General features: G+C 41.6%; 23 protein-coding genes and 1 pseudogene. 8 read left to right on the plus strand and 16 right to left on the minus strand.

The features are described 5' to 3' along the window. Positions 1-91: 91 nt before the first annotated feature. The 7 genes and pseudogenes from AZE41_RS20740 to AZE41_RS20770 all read right to left on the minus strand — a co-directional run bounded on the left by AZE41_RS20740 (position 92) and on the right by AZE41_RS20770 (position 4111). A complete protein-coding gene (locus AZE41_RS20740) occupies positions 92-865 on the minus strand; it encodes a sulfite exporter TauE/SafE family protein (RefSeq protein WP_067213582.1) in 774 nt (257 codons plus the stop codon). Between the two features lie 63 nt (positions 866-928). After that, a complete protein-coding gene (locus tag AZE41_RS20745; protein WP_067213583.1) occupies positions 929-1156 on the minus strand; it encodes a sulfurtransferase TusA family protein in 228 nt (75 codons plus the stop codon). A 28-nt stretch (positions 1157-1184) separates the two neighbouring features. Further along, positions 1185-2312: an MBL fold metallo-hydrolase gene (locus tag AZE41_RS20750; protein ID WP_067213584.1), complete on the minus strand. Its 1128-nt coding sequence runs from the start codon at positions 2310-2312 to the stop codon at positions 1185-1187. 33 nt (positions 2313-2345) lie between these two features. Beyond that, the gene (locus AZE41_RS20755) at positions 2346-2912 is read right to left on the minus strand and encodes a sulfurtransferase TusA family protein (protein WP_067213585.1); all 567 of its coding nucleotides are present in this window, start codon (positions 2910-2912) and stop codon (positions 2346-2348) included. A 58-nt stretch (positions 2913-2970) separates the two neighbouring features. Next, positions 2971-3265 (minus strand): annotated as a pseudogene (locus AZE41_RS22940) (rhodanese-like domain-containing protein). A 34-nt stretch (positions 3266-3299) separates the two neighbouring features. Beyond that, the gene (locus tag AZE41_RS20765; protein ID WP_067213587.1) at positions 3300-3779 is read right to left on the minus strand and encodes a DsrE/DsrF/DrsH-like family protein; all 480 of its coding nucleotides are present in this window, start codon (positions 3777-3779) and stop codon (positions 3300-3302) included. A gap of 68 nt (positions 3780-3847) precedes the next feature. Beyond that, on the minus strand, positions 3848-4111 hold the full coding sequence (locus AZE41_RS20770; protein ID WP_067213588.1) for a metal-sensitive transcriptional regulator: 264 nt from the start codon (positions 4109-4111) through the stop codon (positions 3848-3850). A 287-nt stretch (positions 4112-4398) separates the two neighbouring features. Between AZE41_RS20770 and AZE41_RS20775 the strand changes: the two genes are divergently transcribed. Continuing rightward, the gene (locus AZE41_RS20775) at positions 4399-4620 is read left to right on the plus strand and encodes a DUF2187 family protein (RefSeq protein WP_067213589.1); all 222 of its coding nucleotides are present in this window, start codon (positions 4399-4401) and stop codon (positions 4618-4620) included. A gap of 62 nt (positions 4621-4682) precedes the next feature. On the opposite strand, the gene AZE41_RS20780 is transcribed toward AZE41_RS20775, so the two are convergent. After that, complete coding sequence (locus AZE41_RS20780) at positions 4683-5690, minus strand: YeiH family protein (RefSeq protein WP_067213590.1); 1008 nt, start codon at positions 5688-5690, stop codon at positions 4683-4685. 46 nt (positions 5691-5736) lie between these two features. Here AZE41_RS20780 and AZE41_RS20785 point away from each other — a divergent pair, with 46 nt between their 5' ends. The 5 genes from AZE41_RS20785 to AZE41_RS20805 all read left to right on the plus strand — a co-directional run bounded on the left by AZE41_RS20785 (position 5737) and on the right by AZE41_RS20805 (position 11158). Beyond that, complete coding sequence (locus tag AZE41_RS20785; RefSeq protein WP_082786761.1) at positions 5737-6660, plus strand: LysR family transcriptional regulator; 924 nt, start codon at positions 5737-5739, stop codon at positions 6658-6660. A gap of 99 nt (positions 6661-6759) precedes the next feature. Continuing rightward, a complete protein-coding gene (locus AZE41_RS20790; RefSeq protein WP_067213592.1) occupies positions 6760-7422 on the plus strand; it encodes a lysoplasmalogenase in 663 nt (220 codons plus the stop codon). 38 nt (positions 7423-7460) lie between these two features. Continuing rightward, a complete protein-coding gene (gene pepT / locus AZE41_RS20795) occupies positions 7461-8687 on the plus strand; it encodes a peptidase T (protein ID WP_067213593.1) in 1227 nt (408 codons plus the stop codon). Positions 8688-8705: 18 nt separating this feature from the next. After that, a complete protein-coding gene (locus tag AZE41_RS20800; RefSeq protein ID WP_067213594.1) occupies positions 8706-9668 on the plus strand; it encodes a DMT family transporter in 963 nt (320 codons plus the stop codon). 149 nt (positions 9669-9817) lie between these two features. Next, positions 9818-11158, plus strand: a complete 1341-nt coding sequence (locus AZE41_RS20805; RefSeq protein ID WP_067213595.1) for a serine hydroxymethyltransferase — start codon at positions 9818-9820, stop codon at positions 11156-11158. Between the two features lie 64 nt (positions 11159-11222). On the opposite strand, the gene AZE41_RS20810 is transcribed toward AZE41_RS20805, so the two are convergent. From AZE41_RS20810 to AZE41_RS20835, 6 genes are all read right to left on the minus strand, one after another. Next, positions 11223-11882 carry a GntR family transcriptional regulator gene (locus tag AZE41_RS20810; protein WP_067214098.1) on the minus strand — a complete coding sequence of 220 codons (660 nt, stop codon included), beginning with the start codon at positions 11880-11882 and terminating at the stop codon, positions 11223-11225. Positions 11883-12055: 173 nt separating this feature from the next. Continuing rightward, a complete protein-coding gene (locus tag AZE41_RS20815) occupies positions 12056-13150 on the minus strand; it encodes an ABC transporter substrate-binding protein (RefSeq protein ID WP_067214099.1) in 1095 nt (364 codons plus the stop codon). A 27-nt stretch (positions 13151-13177) separates the two neighbouring features. Continuing rightward, the gene (locus AZE41_RS20820; RefSeq protein WP_067213596.1) at positions 13178-13972 is read right to left on the minus strand and encodes an ABC transporter ATP-binding protein; all 795 of its coding nucleotides are present in this window, start codon (positions 13970-13972) and stop codon (positions 13178-13180) included. Between the two features lie 4 nt (positions 13973-13976). Beyond that, positions 13977-14798: an ABC transporter permease gene (locus AZE41_RS20825; RefSeq protein WP_231885740.1), complete on the minus strand. Its 822-nt coding sequence runs from the start codon at positions 14796-14798 to the stop codon at positions 13977-13979. Between the two features lie 224 nt (positions 14799-15022). After that, positions 15023-15376: a rhodanese-like domain-containing protein gene (locus AZE41_RS20830; RefSeq protein ID WP_067213598.1), complete on the minus strand. Its 354-nt coding sequence runs from the start codon at positions 15374-15376 to the stop codon at positions 15023-15025. Between the two features lie 186 nt (positions 15377-15562). After that, positions 15563-16834 carry an acetyl-CoA hydrolase/transferase family protein gene (locus AZE41_RS20835; RefSeq protein WP_067213599.1) on the minus strand — a complete coding sequence of 424 codons (1272 nt, stop codon included), beginning with the start codon at positions 16832-16834 and terminating at the stop codon, positions 15563-15565. A 105-nt stretch (positions 16835-16939) separates the two neighbouring features. Between AZE41_RS20835 and AZE41_RS20840 the strand changes: the two genes are divergently transcribed. Beyond that, entirely contained in the window at positions 16940-17650 is a 711-nt protein-coding gene (locus AZE41_RS20840) for a hypothetical protein (RefSeq protein WP_067213600.1), read from the plus strand. 10 nt (positions 17651-17660) lie between these two features. Here AZE41_RS20840 and AZE41_RS20845 read toward each other — a convergent pair whose 3' ends face one another. Then, positions 17661-17939 (minus strand): hypothetical protein, encoded by a 279-nt coding sequence (locus tag AZE41_RS20845; RefSeq protein WP_067213601.1) that lies wholly within the window; start codon positions 17937-17939, stop codon positions 17661-17663. An 83-nt stretch (positions 17940-18022) separates the two neighbouring features. On the opposite strand from AZE41_RS20845, the gene AZE41_RS22430 reads away from it, so the two are divergent. Continuing rightward, positions 18023-18352: a CHY zinc finger protein gene (locus tag AZE41_RS22430; protein ID WP_082786858.1), complete on the plus strand. Its 330-nt coding sequence runs from the start codon at positions 18023-18025 to the stop codon at positions 18350-18352. 52 nt (positions 18353-18404) lie between these two features. On the opposite strand, the gene AZE41_RS20850 is transcribed toward AZE41_RS22430, so the two are convergent. Beyond that, entirely contained in the window at positions 18405-19283 is an 879-nt protein-coding gene (locus AZE41_RS20850) for a DUF4349 domain-containing protein (protein ID WP_067213602.1), read from the minus strand. Between the last annotated feature and the right edge of the window lie 103 nt (positions 19284-19386).

Raw genomic sequence — 19386 nt, forward strand, 5'->3', positions numbered from 1 at the left:
TGAATCCCTTACATATTGTCCACCTTGTATCCAATTACAAATAAAATCCGTTATCGCCCACGTAATGAGTGATAACGGATTTTATTACTTGCTAAAAGTCCAACCATATTTTAATAGCAGTTCCTAAAATAAGAAGTGCCAATAACCATTGAAGTACTTTCGTGTTCATTTTTTGACCAATTTTCGCCCCAATGGGTGCCGCTATAATACTTGCAACAATCATAACCATCGCAGGACCGTACAGCACTTGATCCGTTGTGATCTTACCTATTGTCGAGCCGATTGAGGATATAAATGTAATCGCAAGAGAAGTTGCAATCGTCATTCGCGTAGGTATCTTCAAAACAACTAACATGATTGGTACAAGAATAAAGGCTCCTGCAGCCCCTACAATTCCTGCCGCAATACCAACAATGAACGCTAACAACGTTGCTAGCCACTTATTGAATGTAACTTTATCAACAGGAATGTCATCCAGTCCTTTTTTCGGAATGAACATCATAATCGCAGCGATTGTTGCCAATATACCGTAGACCAGGTTGATAGCACCTTCAGATAACAAATTCGAGCCGTATCCTCCAATAAAACTACCTACTAAAATACTCGAGCCCATGTAAAGAACCAACGTTTTATTAATATAACCGCTTTTACGGTACGCCCATACACCTGAAATTGTTGCGAAAAAGACCTGAATTGCACTTATTCCGGATACTTCGTGAGCGGTGAAGACTGCAACACCAAGTAGGGGCGGGATATACAACAACATCGGATATTTTATAATTGATCCGCCTATACCAACCATTCCTGAAATAAAGGAACCAACAAATCCAATTAAAAATATTGTCACAATAAACGCGAAATCCACCACATTTTCCTCCTTTCAAAAGGAGAAAGGGCATCTACTATGCAGACACCCTTCCGTTTCAAATTAACCTTTTCGGATCCAAAATGTAAATACGCCAGCCTCTTCTGTATGCTTCACTAAGTCATGCCCACCGGATTTCGACCATGCAGCTAAATCAGCGACGGAACCCTTATCTGTCGCAAGAATCTCCAACACTTCACCCGTTTCCATTTCCTTCATGACTTTCCTTGCACGTACAACCGGCATTGGACAAGCCAACCCTTTAGCGTCTAATACTTTGTTTGATTCCATCACTAATCTCTCCTTAGTTTTCAATAAATTATCTAACCGCACAACGATTTGGTCCGATTTCCATTTCACGCTGGGTTTCTTCATCAGGTGATATTTTCCCCATATTTGTTTCACGTATTTGCTGGTAGGCATTCGGTTGTGGAGGTAAATTCCCAGTCACCATGTCCCTGAATTCCGCTTCGTCTTGAATATTCAAAGCGTGATTTTCAGCAAACAATGTACCAAGTTTCTCAGATACACTACCGTCCCTATTCAATTCTTCTATGATCATGAAGTGCGCTGGGAGTACAATCAGTTCCTCTGGCAATTCTTTATAACGTTTGTACAATGACTCTCGTAAATCGCCAACCCAATCTTCAGCTAAACCAGCAAGGTCAGGTCGTCCGATTGAATCGATGAATAGGATATCTCCAGAAAGTAAATACGTATCGTCCACTATGAATGATGTAGATCCAATTGTATGTCCAGGTGTATAAAGAGGTTGAATGGCAATCGTCGTATCACCGATTATAATCGTTCGCCCCTCTTCTAATGACTCATAGGCAAACGTTACTTCACTAGCGTCTTTTGGAGGCAACCAGTACGTTCCATTGACGGCTTCTGCAATTTTGCGTCCCCCGGAAATATGATCTGCATGGAGATGTGTATCTAAAATATGCGTAATTTTAACATCCAACGTTTTCGCGAAATCAAGAAATACATCAGTCATTCGTGTCGCATCGACAATTGCCGCTTCTCCATTTGAAACGATCATGTATGACAAACAACCTTTGCCAATTCGTACGAACTGATACAGCTCTCCGCCGTCTTTCAAGTCACCAATTTTCACTGGCTCCAAATGTTCACTCCAGGCCTTCATGCCACCTTGTAAGTAATGAACTGCACGCCCTTCTTCCGCAATCATTTCCGCAATCATAATGGAAGATCCTTCTTTCGCGCAGACAACGACGATATCTTGACCCGCAGGAAGCTGATGCAGGATTTCTTCAACCCCATCGAGTAAATCGAAATAAGGGATATTAAGATACTGAATGTTCTCTCCTTCAATTTTCCAATCCACAAATGCATCTTCATTACGAACGTCTAGAATGAAAAAGGGTTCTTGATTCACTACTTTTTTCGCTATTATACTTGCAGTCATTAGTTGAACTGTCATTTGTATACCCCCCCTAGTAATTTCATTTATTAATTACACAATCTTTTCTGTTGGTCCATTCCATTCACTCATGCCAGGCACAACGTTTTTCACTTTTAAAAATCCGGCTTCAGCAAGTTTCTGAGAAGCTACATCACTACGGCTACCTGTACGGCATACGACGTAAATTTCCGCTTCTTTATCAAGATTCCCGAGTTCACTTTCAAGGTCCCCAAGCGGCAAAGACTTAGCCCCTGGAATATGATTGAATGCATATTCTGCCGATTCACGAACATCGAGCACAAGTACTTCACGGTTCTCCTCTAAAACAGCTTGTAGTTGTTCATTCAACACAATATGCGGATGTTTTTTCTCAACTTGTTCTTCTCCACTCGACTTACGTACATAATGCGTCAGAATTCCTGCATCTTCAGTCGTGCCTAAGTAGTCATGCCCGGAACCCTCAGCCCATGCTTTTAAATCCGCCGTAGATCCTTTATCAGTTGCCTGTACTTCCAACACATTTCCTGGTTCCATTTCTTTCATGATCTTTCTCGTTTTGACGATTGGCATTGGACAAGCCAGCCCCTTTGCATCGAGTACGAAATCCGTTTCTATCATGTCATCTTCTCCCTCTACCAATGCCCGTATGGGTATCTTTAAATGTAAAAAAATAATGTTATTCCACTGGACCTTCCCAGTCATTCATACCGCCAACCATGTTTACCACTTTAAAACCGTGCGCCTCAAGCAATTGCACCGCTCTTCCACTACGTCCACCTGAGCGGCATACCATTGTGTACTCAATATCTTTATCCAATTCATGCATACGGAATTCCAATAATCCGAGCGGAATGTGAATTGCTTGTGCTATTTTCCTTTCTTTCACTTCATCTACTTCACGCACGTCAATGGTGATTCGTTTTGTTCATTTTTAACTTTTCTTGAATCTCTAATGGTGTAATTTCAATCATCTAAAACCCTCCCGCTTTTTGTATTGAATTAAATTTAAATAAACAAGTTTACATTGCCTTCCTGAGCATCTCCGAGATAAGCAGCAACTCCACCGTACTGTATACCATCCATCAATTCTTTCTGCTGCAAACCAAGAAGATCCATCGTCATCGTACAAGCAACAAGCTTTATATCTTGTTCTTCAGCTAGTTCAATCAGTTGCGGAAGTGTCATTGCATTGTGCTTTTTAATAACATGTTTAATCATTTTAGGACCCATTCCAGCAAAGTTCATTTTGGAAATACCCATCTTATCTGCACCGCGCGGCATCATTTGCCCAAATACTTTTTCTAGCAAGCCTTTTTTTACTGGGACTAGTTCTTCTTTTCGTAGTGCATTCAATCCCCAAAATGTATGGAAAATCGTTACTTGGTGATCATAAGCTGCAGCACCATTTGCAATGATGTATGCCGCCATTGCTTTATCATAATCTCCACTGAATAATACAATGGTAGTTCTTTTCGTCTCAGACAATCAAATCTTCCTTTCTAGTGGTACCCCACAGGGTATGCTATGCGTTAAAAAGAAAAGAGTCCACTGTTTCATCGACTCTTTACTAGTAGTTCTACTGCTTCTTTTACAATATCCTCTTGTGTTCTTGGATCGCTGTCATCCATTTGTTGTATACATTCAATTAGATTGGAGCTGACAATAACGCCAATCGTTCTATCTATAGCTGAACGTGAGGCTGACAATTGTGTAATTACTTCTTTACAGTCTTTATTGTCATCCATCATTTTTAAAATCCCTTTGATTTGACCCTCAATTCGTTTTAACCTGTTTTTTACTTTGTCATCGTATTCCATATCTATCACTTCCTTTTATTTAAGCTATACCCACACATTATACCCCTACAGGTATAATGTCAACCCCTTTGCTTTTATTAAGATAAAAGTTTCTGAACTTAAGCATAGCTATTAAAGTCTGCATTCCTGCAAATTTCGTTGAAATATGGTATACTAATAGTAGACAGCATGTGTGTTATCGTTTACGATTAGTTGTTTTCCATCTTCATCTACTTGTTGCTGCGGGTTTCCCCGAAGCACTCTTTAATTAGATGGCAAGATGAGAATGGATAATAGGGGGAATTCGAATGGCTTTTCCACGTAGGGAAAAAGAAGTGTCGGATTTTGTCGCAGCGCGCAAAATCGATGAAGAAATTTCATTTGTCCGTAATGAACATGAAGTAAATGGTACTATTTTTAAAATACTTGAGAATTCCGTCATCGTTGAAATCTCATCGAAGGACGCCGAACTTATTGGCGCCGCGTCAAATCTGACTGTTGTTTCACATAAGAATTACTCAATTGTTTAATAAATATAAGAAAAAGGCATCTGCTTCAATAGCGATGCCTTTTTTCTATGCCTCTATATTGTTTAAAATACAAAACGTGCATACATATAACCGACAAGTACAAGAATAACCGTTCCTCCTAGTCCTGCAACAAATGGCTTCATCCCCGCACTACGGAATGCCTCGAACTTCACATTCAGACCTAATCCAGCCATTGACATCGCCATTAATAGATAAGCGAGTGTGACAAATACTGATGCGACCGCTTCCGGTACAATCCCCGTGGTATACAGCGCACTCACTGCAAGGAAACCGAAAATGAACCATGGAATTGGAAGTGTCTTCAATTTGAATTTTTCTGCCGACTGTTTATTCTTCCGTGACATCCAGATTCCTACTCCTCCTGCAACAAAGACGAGTAACATGACACGAGTCAATTTCACGACAAGCGCAAAATCAAGTGCTTCAGTCCCCCCAACATCCCCTGCTGCAACAACATGTGCAATCTCATGAAGTGTCCCACCTGCAAACATGCCAAATGCCTCACTTGAAAGTTCTAACACTGGATATACTAAAGTATAGACAAATGTGAATAACGTTCCAAGAATAGCGATGATGGCAACACTAATTGCGGTCTGCTCGGGTTTTGCCTTTACTTGTGAAGCCACTGCAACAATGGCAGCTGCACCGCAGATCCCCGTTCCGCAAGCAGTTAGAAAACTGATTGTTTTATCAGCCCCAATTGCACGAGCTATACCGTATACAGCTCCAATACCGATTAGAACACTGCCCACTGCCCATAAAAATGCTGGCCATCCTGCAGATGCAATATCGCCCAGATTCAATCGCATGCCGAGAAGGATAATACCAGCACGCAATAATTTTTTTGACGCGAACTCAATACCACCTTCCCACTCTGCGCGAACAGGAAAAAACGTATTCCATAACATTCCGATTAGTATTGCAAAAACAAGTGGACCAATTAACGAAATATAAGGGAGTAGTGTTGCCAATTTTGCGATGACTGCGATGAAAAACGTCAGTCCAATTCCAAGCCAGAATCCTTTTTTCATAGCCATACCTTCTTCCATTTCTTATAGTATAATCTCATCTTATCGATCAGTAAAATGAGGATATATGATAAAATCAATTAAGATTACTAATAGAGGGGAGCTTATCATCATGCTACTTGAAGAATTGAAAACGTTTGTTGCGGTAATTGAAAAAAAGAATTTCACCAGGGCCGGTGAATCACTAAACATATCTCAACCAACTGTCAGTCTCCATATCAAACATTTGGAAGACGAACTAAAAGCCTCATTGCTCGTACGTGCAAATAAAACATTTCACATTACACCCGCCGGAGTGGTTTTGTATGAACGTGCGATACAATTACTTCATCTCGCAGAGCAAACAAAAGAAGAAATTTTATGGCAACATAATGAGGTTAGCGGAATTCTTCGCATCGCTGCAAGTTACACAATTGGGGAGTCCGTATTGCCGGAGATACTAACGAGGCTACATTATAAATATCCTGATTTGCATGTAGAAGTTGCAATTGCAAATACCGAGGACGTCGAAATTGCGGTCCGCGAATTCCGGTCGGATATCGGTTGTATCGAAGGTAGTGTGCAAACAAAAGGGCTTATCATCCAGCCATTCATGGAAGACGAACTCATCCTTGTCGCAGCAAGCGGACATCCTTTGACAAATATTCGCCACCCTAAAGGAGCTGACCTCCAAACTTCTCACTGGGTCATGCGAGAAGTTGGTTCTGGTACACGGGAGTATACAGATTATTTACTTCAGTCAATCGGTAATGTCAAGCCCTCGAAAACAGTTATCGGTTCGAATGAAGGTGTGAAAAAAGCGATTCTATGTGGGCTCGGTATCGCGGCCGTTTCCATTCATACAGTGAAAGCTGAACTTGATAGTGGAAAGCTTGTACAATTGAAAGTCGATGTCCCTTTACAAAAGCGTATTTTCTCAACCTTGTACTCCCCCCTGATGGCTGCCAAAAAGCATGTCACCGTTTTTTTAGAAGAGCTTCGGTCCAAGTAAAAAAGGGTAAAGACGCTCGACCTAACCCAAAAACTGCATGACCGAAAAAGGGTTTCTCCTGTCATTCCTAGAAAAGTAGTAGAAAAGGGGGTTTTCCTTGTGGTTCGAAATCTAGTGCTCACTGCAATTATTGTAATGGGTATCGTTTATATTTTCTTTATCCCAGCGGATCCGGTCGGCTTCAAAATTTTAATGAAACTGATTCCGATGGCACTTATTATCCTATTTGCATTAATGACAAGACCTCTATTTTCCCGTACATACAAACGGATTATAATCGGTGGACTGTTCGTTTGCATGATTGCGGATGGCGTCATCTATTGGTTCTTACCCGGACTTATCACCTTCTTCATTGGTCATATTTTTTATATTTTTGCTTTTCGTCATGGCGCGAAGAAACCCATGCCAATCTGGGTTGCCGCCCCTCTCCTCCTTTACGGTGCAGGTATGGCTATTTGGGTTGCCGGTTCACAATTTTCTGCTGGCCAAACCGTGCTTGGTATCGCCATCATCGCCTACATCGGCGTTATTTTAACGATGGGCTGGATGGCTATTCGCACACGAATGACGCTCGCAATTATCGGCGCACTGCTGTTCATTTTCTCTGATTCAGTTCTTGCAATCGATCGATTCGTTCTGGAAATCCCATACCGGGATGCATTCGTTATGGTGACATATTATGCGGCGCAAGTTTTCATAGCAGCTAGCATTGGAAGTCGGGTTGTAAAGTATTCCGTAAACCGGAACAATCTGATAAGATAGATGAATCAGTACTTCATTATTAGGAGGAATTTTTAAAAATGAAAGAAAAATTAATCGAACGTCTTGTACGTTATGCAAAAATCGATACACAATCAGATGCAGGAAGCAATTTTACGCCGACTACACCAGGCCAATGGGACCTTCTGCACGAATTACAAAAAGAACTAGCGAATATCGGTCTAGAAGACATTACTCTCGACGATAACGGGTATTTATTTGCAACGCTTCCCGCCAATACGGACCGGGATGTGCCAGTCATCGGCTTTCTTGCACACGTCGACACGACCACGGATTTTACCGGGAAAAACGTTAAGCCACAGCGTATCGACAACTATGATGGCAAAGACATACAACTGAACGACAGCATCGTCATGACAGTGAACGCTTTTCCCGAGCTGAAAAATTATGCCGGCCATACCCTTATTACGACTGACGGGACAACACTTCTTGGAGCGGACGATAAAGCGGGGATTGCTGAAATCGTAACAGCGATGGAGTATTTGATTGCGAATCCAGACTTAAAACATGGTAAACTGCGAATTGCCTTCACACCTGACGAAGAAATTGGGCGTGGACCACAAAAGTTTGATGTCGAAAAATTCGGAGCAAAATTTGCCTATACAATGGACGGTGGCCCTCTTGGGGAACTACAATATGAAAGCTTCAATGCCGCAAGTGCAAAAGTAACATTCCACGGGACTAGTGTTCACCCAGGTACCGCGAAAGGTAAAATGGTCAACTCAATTTTAATAGCCAACCAATTTCAGGCTAAAATGCCGGTAGATGAGATACCTGAGAAAACGGATGGTTACGGGGGATTTGTTCATCTCATGCAGTCCAACGGGTCCATTGAAGAATCAACCCTCGGCTATATTATCCGTTATTTCGACCGTGAAACATTCGAAGCAAGAAAACAGCTAATGATTGAAACAGCTGACAATCTAAGAAACGACTATGGCGAAAATGCGGTCACACTCGAAATCCAAGACCAATACTTCAATATGGGTGAAAAAATTGAACCCGTCATGGAAATAGTTGAGATCATGTCCGATGCATTTAAAAATCTCAATATCGAACCAAATATCGTACCTGTACGCGGCGGTACAGATGGGTCCCAATTGTCGTACATGGGCTTACCAACGCCTAACATTTTCACAGGCGGAGAAAATTATCACGGGAAATACGAGTATGTTTCAGTCGATAACATGGTAAAAGCGACTAAAGTCATCATCGAAGCAGTGAAACTTTTTGAAGAACGTGCATAAGTAAGAGGGAGGTAGCTTATGAAAGAAATTTGGATTGGTGTCCTTTCCTCCGTTTTTTTCGCAGTGACCTTCATTTTGAACAGATCTATGGAACTGTCGGGGGGAAGTTGGCTATGGAGTGCTTCCTTACGCTATTTATTTATGGTACCTTTTTTATTCGCTATCGTCGCTTACCGCAAAGGGCTTGGTGACGTGAAGAAGGAATTCGTCCATAAACCCGCCCCGTTTTTCATTTGGAGCGTAACGGCCTTTGTCTTATTCTACGCACCACTTACATACGCGGCAGCTTACAGTCCGGGATGGCTTCTTGCCGGCACTTGGCAATTGACAATCGTGGCGGGCGTCCTGCTCGCCCCTTTCTTTACGTTGATTGTGAAAACCTCGGATGGCGAAAAAAAGATTCGACAAAAGATCCCGCTTGTTTCACTTGGAATTACACTTATTATTTTTGCCGGTGTCGTACTTATCCAAATTCCGCACGCACAAAGTGTTGAACCACGTACGTTGCTGCTCGGTATCATTCCAGTTGTTTTAGCAGCATTTGCCTACCCGCTTGGTAACCGCAAAATGATGGAGCTTCTTGGCGGCAGGCTTGATACGTTTCAACGTGTGCTCGGTATGACGCTTATGACAATTCCAGTCTGGATTGGGTTTTCCATCTATGCGTTATGGACGGTCGGTCCCCCTTCTATGAGCCAGTTAGGCCAGTCTTTCATCGTTGGTGTCAGTTCTGGCGTCATTGCTACAACTTTGTTTTTCATGGCCACTGACCGCGTAAGGGGAGATCAGGGAAAACTCGCCGCTGTAGAAGCAACACAGTCCACACAGCTTATTTTTGTTATGCTGGGCGAAATGCTGATTCTCGGCATTGCACTCCCTGGTGCCCTTTCACTCTTTGGGATCGCAGTAATTATTGTTGGTATGGGATTACATAGTTTCCAAACTGCACTTGGTAGAAAGAAACAATTAAAAGTACACTGATAATAAGTTAAGATGACCTCCATTTGGATTGGAGGTCATTTTTCTTTCGTAAATAATCAAACTATTCTAATATCTAGTTGACTCTCGTTTCCCAAAGTGATATATTGGTTTACAAGTTCACTTTACTATGAAAAGGGAGGATTTTGAGTATGAACACAACTACACCTATTAAACAAGATTTCCAAGTCCATGACGTCACCGCATTGAATAAGGCAAAAAGTATCATTGAAAATAATACTTCCGCTCAAATACAACAAGAAGTTATAGACGCAGTGGAAAGAAATGCTGTTTGGCGGGGAGAGGAGTGCTTGAATTTATTAGCCCCCGAAGCTCCTACAAGTCAAACCGTACGTGATTTACTAGCGTCTGAAGTCGGTACCCGTGCAGCAGAAGGTCATATCGGACCCGAACAAAGATGGTTTGCCGGTACGAAGCATATTGACGAAATTGAAGCTCTTTGCGTAGAGTTATTGAAAAAAGTATTCAAATCGAATTATGCGGATCATCGTCTAGTTGCAAGTATGATTGGAAATATGGCCGTTTATGCAGCTCTGACCGAACCTGGGGATCAAATCATGACGATTGCACAGCCATTAGGCGGACATTCTAGTAACAGACATGATGGACCTGCCGGAATTCGTGGATTGAAGATCGCTGATATTCCTATGAATACAGAAGAACTCACCGTTGATTTAATAGAATTCGAACGAGTTGCAAAGGAATTAAAACCAAAGCTTGTAACACTTGGAGCGTCAATGACACTATTCCCATTTCCGATTAAAGAAATGTCCGAAATCGTGAAAGAGTGGGGTGGGAAGATATTCTTTGACGGCGCCCACCAACTCGGATTAATCGGCGGAGGACAATTCCAAGATCCTTTAAAAGAAGGAGCAAGCGTGATGACTGGGTCAGCGGGGAAAACATTCAGCGGACCTCAAAGTGGAATTATCGTTTGGAACGATCCTGAACTGACAAAACCACTAACAGATGCTATATTCCCTACCCTTGCCGCGACTCATCAAGTGAATCGTGTAGCTGCTCTTGCTGCATCTGCAGCCGAGTTCTTGGAGTTTGGAGAAGCATACATGGAACAAATCGTTAAAAACGCAAAAGCGCTAGGTCAAGCATTCCACGACCGTGGAATCACTGTACTTGGTGCACATAAAGGATTCACTGAAACGCATCAAGTGATTCTGGATGTGAAAGAATTTGGTGGGGGTCTTCATGTTGGGCATGAACTTGCGAAGGCAAACATCATTACGAATAAGAACTTAATTCCAAGTGATCGTACTGAAGATTGGGATCGGCCGAGCGGACTCAGAATCGGAACAATCGAAGTGACACGATTAGGCATGAAAGAAAAGGACATGGCGACGATTGCAAATCTGATCGCCGATATTCTCATATCGAATAAAGACTTGGACGTTGCCAAGAAAGAAGCACTTGAAATGCGTAAATCATTCAAAAAACTTCATTACTGCTTCGAATGAATCAATATAAAAAAGCGTTACAACAATGCTTGAATTGTTGTAACGCCTTTTTTATATTATATAATTAACTTTCAACTTCGGAAAGTAGTCGACCAAGGGTAAGCCAATTATCTTCAACAAGATGTGCGGCCTTTTCTTTGTCGGCCTTTTTACAAGCAGTAATAATTTCTTCATGCTGATTGATTGAAGTCCAACTATCCACCGAATCAAACTTTTTTAACGTTAGCCGATGAATTTTCGGCACAATTCTTTCAAGAGCTTTGTCAATTTCAATATTGCCCGCAACCGCAAGAAAAACTTGGTGGAAATGCTCATCAGCATTAATTGCTCGGTTACTATCTTTACTGTCAAGCGCTTCGGCTAATGAGTGGTTAATTTTCTCCAACTTTGCAAAGTCTATATCCGTCATCTTCGGCACTGCCAATTTTGTAGCTAAAGCATGAAGCGCAGCTACAACGGTAAATGCGTGTTTTGCTTCCTCTTCAACCAATTCCGTCACACGCGTCGAAGAGCCCGGGAATGCTTCGACGAGTCCTTCATCTTCCAGTCGTTTCAATGCCTCTCTCACCGGAGTCCTACTTACTGCAAATTGTTCCGCAAGTTTATTGTCATTCAATCGCTGTCCTGGTTGCAATTCTAAATTGACAATTGCATTTTTGAGCGACTCGTATATTTGGTCTTTTAATGTCGGTCGAATAATTTGTTTTATATTATTTTTTTCCATAAAACCAGTATATCGCATTTTAAATTAACTGACAAACTAAGGTTGCGTTTACGCCCTCCCAAGCATCTATAAAAAACACATCGTTTCAAGACTTACATTCGTGAAAAAGAAATAGCCCGCAACCAATGAAGTTGTGAGCTATTCCATATTTGCTAACGATTCAGCAAACCTAATTACCGTACATATTCTCCAATCGTCTCGACCGCTTTTTCCGTTACCGAGGTATCTATCGCTTTATCAAAATCAATATCACCGCGGATAGCACCATTTGCTTTGTACGCATCATATTGCTTTTTAATATCATCGATGAACATCTTGCCATCAGGATCAAGGCCAGTGACGTTCACTTTCTCCCAAAGAGCCGGGTCTTTTAATGCTGTATGCTTCGTCATGATGTCGATAATTTCATCTTTTCCCTCATTTTTGATAAACGCATCGTTGTAATCGCGGACGCCTTTCAAATAAGCCGCCATGAAGCGTAACGAAACATCTTGTTCTTTATTCATGAAGTCTGGTGATCCAAGAACCAATGCAATTTGAGATTCCGGCGCATAATCAGTTGCATCCCCAAATCGGACGTGGAACCCTTTTTCAACACCTTGTGTGATAAGCGGTTCGATATTTACGGCAGCATCGATTGTTCCACTGCTAATTGCGCCAAGCATACTACCAAAATCACCCATAAGGACAAATTCAACGTCATCTTCGGTTAATCCAGCGTATTTAAGCATTTCATCGTAGATATACCAATCAATTGAGTTAAGTGATGACACTGCAATTTTCTTGCCTTTTAAATCTTTATAGTCTTTTATTACGTCAACCATATGATTACCTATGACGAGAGTAAAATACGACTTCCCTGGCACGTTATGTCCTTTATCTGCAATAATTTTCACGTCAATTCCCTGTGCAATCGCGTTGAAGAAAGATGCAGTCGAAACGCCTCCCGCAATATCCACCTCGCCAGCCGCTAATGCCGGAAGCATGTCATCACTGTTTGCAAACTGAGCAAATTCTACTTCGATATTATAGTCTTCAAAGTATCCTCTCTCTTTTGCAATATAGAAACCTGCACCAGAGGCCGCCCCATCTTCCGCTATGACAACTTTTTCACGTTTTTCAAGCGGTGCCAAATCACCAGAAGGATTAACTGTAGCTACTTCTTCAGGTTTTTCATCTTCTACTACCGGTTTCGCCGTCTCTTTAGGAGAACAGGCACCAACGATTAGCGCTATCGCGAATAACGACAACAACCATCCGTTTTTCATCCACTTTGCCATCGAACCTCTCCCTTTCTATCCATCTTCTCGTCTTGAACGCTGTACTTCTTCCTGCAAGTGCTTCCATATTTCCACGAATTGCCCTGCCATAACTGGGTTTTCTCGTATGTCTTCAATTTTGCGCGGACGTGGCATATCGACAATAATTTCTTGAATAATTTTACCCGGCTGCGAACTCATCAGTAAAATACGATCACTTAGCAATAACGCTTCATCAATACTATGGGTAATGAATAGAATCGTCTTCCCCGTTTCCGACCAAATCGACAGCAACTCTTCCTGCAAGATAAATTTATTTTGCTCATCAAGTGCACCAAACGGTTCATCCATCAACAGGATCTCCGGATCATTGGCAAATGCACGCGCAATACTCACCCGTTGTTTCATGCCCCCTGATAGCTCTTTCGGATAAAGGGTTGAAAATTTTTCTAGACCGGTCTTTTTCAAATAATACGTAGTACGCTCTTTTATAAGTTTTTTCGGCAAATGACGCATTTTGAGTCCGAACGCTACATTCTTCTCGACAGTGAGCCATGGAATGATACCCTTTTCCTGAAACACCATCGATTGCAATGGTCGATCCTCTCCATCCGTCGTGGTTGCAATCGTAAACTCACCAATACTCGGGGTTTCAAGCCCTGCCAAGATTCGAAGTAACGTTGATTTACCGCAACCACTCGGTCCAACAATACAAACGAATTCCCCATCATTGATTGTTACATTAATATCGTCTAGCGCCGTAACACTGCCTTGTTTTTTATAAAATGCCTTTGTTAAATTACGAATGATGATTTTTGCTTTCCTACTCATCTACTCACCTCCACGGTAACATCTTTTTCTGAATTCCTCGTAGCAATAGCGAGAACAGATAACCGAAAAACGAAATGAGGATGAGCCCAACGTACATTTCTTGCAGTAAGAACGCTTTGTACGAAACCCAGATTAGATAGCCAATCCCTGATGTAGCACCCATCATTTCCGCAGCGACAATTGTCAGAAGCGCAATCGCCTGCCCCATCTGAATCCCTTCCAACATAACCGGCATCGCACCGGGCAAAGCAATTTTCGTAAAAAAGTCTAGTTTACTAGCTCCATAATTTTTTGCCACATCCAAATAGATTGAATCGATATTAATGACTCCAGCTGCCGTATTAATGACAACAGGAAAAAAAACACTCCCAGCAATTGTTACAACTTTCGATAAATCACCAATTCCAAAAATAATAATAATGATTGGAAGCAAAGCAAGTGTAGGAATCGGCATGAGCGCCATGACAATTGGCGAAACAAAATGTCGAATTGGCGTATAAAGCCCCATTAACAAACCGATGATGATTCCGGGTATGACGCCTAGCAAAAATCCGACAAGAATCCTGTACAATGAAACGCCGATATGACCCGCCATTTCACCACTTGAAATCATTCCGAAAAATGTCCCCACAATTGCAGATGGAGGCGGAAAGAAGCGGATATCAATCATTCCCGTTCTCGACAAGAATTCCCACATAAAGAGCAGGAATAGGGGCGAGGCAATCGTCAACAGCTGTTTTAACCGTTCTTTCGTTTGTCTTTGTTTCCATTCACGCTGTTCGATTTCAAACGGATCGTATCGGACAGCCTTATCATCTCTCTTCAACGTCCACCACCTCTTCATTCAAATAGTATGTATCTGCCTAAAAATGTGTGTTGGGCATATGCTGATAAAGAGGCATCTTTCGTCCTTTTTTCATAAGAAAAGCGCTGGAGTCAAGACGTAAATTCTCAACTTCACAACTTATCCTAAGTACGAGATTTTATAATTTCCTAGACAACAAAAAATCCATGGAGCAATAATCCCCCATGGATGATATCCAACCCTATTTATCCACACCAAGCACTCATACCGCCTGTAACGTTAGAAACATCCTTGAAACTGGCTTTCTTCAAGATTTTCGCTGCTTGTCCACTCCGCATGCCACTTTGACAAATAACGACGATTTCTTTCGATTTGTCTAGGCTAGCCAACTGCGATTTCAATGTATTCAACGGGATATTTTTAAATTCTTTAATATGCCGTCCTTTATATTCCCCCGGTGTCCGTACATCAATGAACTGCACCGATTTATTTTTCAGCATCCCCATTAAGTCCTCCGTCGAAACGGAACGTACACCTTTAGCGGGCATCATTCGCCAGACAAAAAATCCAACGATTAGTAAAATAAAAAGCCATTCCATACGATTTTCCTCCTAGTCTTCCTATAACTTCAATTCCAAATATACTACCAGGGGTATTAATAAGGCAATAAATCCGCTTCGTCTACCCCTTGTAAGGCGACTTCGCTCAATTAATATAGGTATTCATTTGTTCAACTTATATAAAACACAAAAACAGCGCCCCCTGTAAAGGACGCTGCTTCATTATTAATAAAGTATGCCGTTTTTCTTCGCCTCAAACACTAACTCTTCTCGGAACGCCGGGTGGGCAATGTCGATAAGCGCTTTTGCACGTTCAGATAACGATTTGCCATACAGACTAGCGATGCCGTATTCCGTGACGATGTTATCGACGTCATTTTTCGACGTCGTTACGACAGAACCTGGCGACAATTGCAGTTTAATGCGCGAAATGGTGTCGTTTTTCACTGTTGAATGCATGCAGATGAACCCTTTACCATGCTTTGCAAAACGTGCTCCGCGTGCAAAATCTGCTTGTCCACCGGTTGATGAATAATAGCGTCCTCCAATTGTTTCAGAAGCACATTGTCCATAAAGGTCAACTTCCGTCGTCGCATTGATGGATACAATTCTTTCTTCTTTCGCAATCTCACGTGGATCATTCACCATACTCACAGGTAAAAATTCAACCGCAGGGTTTTCATGGAGGAAATCGTACAAACGCTGTGATCCGAATGCAAATGTCGCGACAATCTTCCCTTTATGTGTGAATTTCTGTGTCCCATCGATAGCTCCTGCTTGCACAAGGTCAACGATTCCGTCTGTCAGCATTTCAGTGTGGATACCAAGATGACGGTGGTCTTTCAACATGCTCATAACCGCATTCGGAATGGCTCCAATACCAATTTGGAGTGAATCCCCATTTTCAATAACATTCGTTACAAATTCAGCAATTTTAAGATCTTTCTCACCAATTAATGGAGAGCTTTCTTCTGATAAAGGCGCATCATTTTCAATGTATCCCGCAACTTGGCTAATATGAATTTGGTTTTCACCGTATGTACGTGGCATATGCTTATTCACTTCCAAGACAAACGGAACATGACCAATGAATTCGGAAATATAGTCTGCCTGTGTGCCCAATGAAAAATAACCGTGTTCATCCATTGGAGAAGCAACTGTGATTATCATCGACATGTTCGTAACTTTTTTCAACATGCGCGGGACTTCATGGAAAACGTTGGGAACTAATTCTATTTTGCCCTCTTGATAAGCCTTCCGTGTTGCACCACTTAAGAAGTAGGAGACATGTGAAAGATGACCTTTCATTTTACCTATTATATAATCCCGCTCCCGAAGAGCCAGCATTTGATGAATCTTAACGTTCTGTAATTCCGAATGGTTCTCTTCCAATATATCAAGTAGACGATGAGGTTCCCCATTGGCAATCGGGATAATAATATCAGCCTCTACGTCAATCAAATCAATAAACTGTTCTGCACTCAATCGTTTTTCCACGTCGTTTTTTCACTCCTATAAAAGTCCGCCTATTCAATTAGTATACAGCAGACTGAGCGCTTGCTCAACTTGATGATTGACTAGTAAGAACGCTATAATCGATCTATGACAAACTTAACCACGGACCAGCTCAGACAACTGAATATGTACAGCATTTATGTAGATTCGTCCGAACGGAATTTATTCACATTGAAAATGCTACTCGATAGTCAAAAAACGGAAGATATACTAAATGTCGTCCAAGCAGTGAGCGGAAGCCCCAACCGAACTGTAGCAGCATCGTATTTCATGCGCCGTTTCGGTATGTTTACCGCGATGCAATTTTATAACCTGGCGGCATACGATGAAGTATGGGATGGAAACAATGAACAACTTCATTTTGGTGCAAAAGAAGAATACGGAAAACTGGCTGTTAGTACGTTTGCATCCGCGAAGGATTGGCGATATGTAGAAGACGCGGAACGGCGAGATGTCATTAAGCGGATTCTGCAGGATGAATGCGGAGCTGTCATCCGACAAATCCGCACCGTCACATCTATTTCTCCATTGACGTTATGGGAAAATATCTTTGGTTTTCTCCTTTGGCAGTACCATGTTCTTTTGGCAAACCCAGGCACCTCCGTAGAAGCACGCGCGGACCTCAACATATTGAAAGACGACACGCTTTGGGAAGGAATCGCACCTCGTTCTTTATTTGCCACCTACTTAAAAGGATGCGAGCCGTCCGCACTTTTGAATACAGAAGTCCGTACCACATGTTGTTTCTCAAAGGATGTACCCGGTCTCATGCAGTGTGGATTTTGTCCATTGAAATAACATGATTCAGTTACTTTTTGCGATAGCTATTGTACCAGATCTTCATCGAATAAATAGTTCCACTGACCGCTCCACCATAGAAAAAACCCATGAAGATACCCGCGGGTAAGTTACCTGGATGACTGATGAAAATAGACAAGATAAGTCCAATAATTGTTGCCGCGGTTGAAAACCAACTTTCAGGGAGTTTAAATAAAAGTTTCAACAAGAATATTCCTAGAAGAATAGCGGGTATTGCCCAAAAAGCATCCCAGACGTTTGTATGGATAATCGGGAACTCATTCCACATGAAATCAATCCTTTTTCACATTAGCCTTCCCACAACACTTATAATTCAATACACTTTTTGAAGATGAAGGGCAGGAATTGAACATGCAAATCAAAGGCCATACAGTTCGAGGAAAAGTTCTTGATGAAGAAACTCGGTGTGCACATTATCATTCCGAAATCGACCGGATTGCGATAAAGTTTTATTGTTGTGGCACCTACTATCCCTGCTATGAATGTCATGAAGAAGACGGTTGTGGCAATCCTGACGTTTGGCCAACTGAGATGTTTGGTGAAAAAGCAGTTCTTTGTGGAGCATGTGGTTATGAACTAACTGTTTCGGAGTATTTGACCTGTGGATCGAAGTGCCTTACTTGTTCAGCACTGTTTAATCCCGGATGTAGTTTACATAAAAATCTTTATTTCCAAACTTAAAACAGGAAAAAAGCAGCATTTGCAACATGCTGCTTTTGTTATATTTGATAACCTATTTAGGTTTTTTCATTCTATTAACGCCAAAATAAATCCCTATACCTACGAGTAGTAGAAGTAGAAGTACTGGTAAGTTTCCGATGAAAAAGACAATCAGGCCCGAACCCGTCGCAAAGATAAAATTTGTACTTGTAGCAAGTTGTTTTTTAGTTTTATCCCACGTGTCTAAATTTTTACTGTCTAGTCCTGGAACAATAACACTATTTTCATACATTGTTATTTCAATAGTAGAAAATGACGTCTGATTTTCTAGATACTTCATCTTTCCTACAATTAATTCGATTTCCTCTTGGACTTTGGATAAATCAGACGATATTTTCAATAAATCCTCTGTTTTTTCTGCCTTCCCCATAAACTCGAGCAGCCTTTCCTCTACTGTTCGTTTTGATTTCACCCTGGACTCTAGATCAATATATTGTTCGGTTACATCTTCCCCGGTCACATTACGATTCAAAACTTCAGCCGCTTCCCCTTCGGCATCCGTTAAAAACTTTTGAAAGTGCTGCTCTGGGATTCGAACAGTGAGCCGAGCACTTATACTTTCCTCGCTTTCCCGATGCACATTCGATTCAACGATATAACCTCCATAGTCACTCACCTTTTTCTCTATTATAAGCTGAGTATTTTCAAGTTTTTTCACATTGAGCTGTAATTCCGCCCTGTGGATGATTTTCCTATTCGTTGGGATCACTTTAGATTGTTCGTTGGCTAACTCTTCTGTTTCAGCTTTATTCTCTTGCTCTGTAGTTGCCGTATCTTGCGATGTTGATGAGCTCTCCATCTGAATGTCTTTCTTTGATTCGCTTGAACTGCAGGACGCCATAAATACAAGTAAGCCTGATAATAGTAGAGCCAAAAACACATTTCGCTTCATAGAATCCCCCCTATCTATTTAATCAATGAGACGGTGTAATCCAAAAAAGGTTACATCTTCCAATTAAACGGTATGAAAAAACGCTAGATTTTATCTAGCGTTT

It is taken from the genome of Sporosarcina psychrophila, assembly GCF_001590685.1.
Lineage (GTDB): Bacteria > Bacillota > Bacilli > Bacillales_A > Planococcaceae > Sporosarcina > Sporosarcina psychrophila.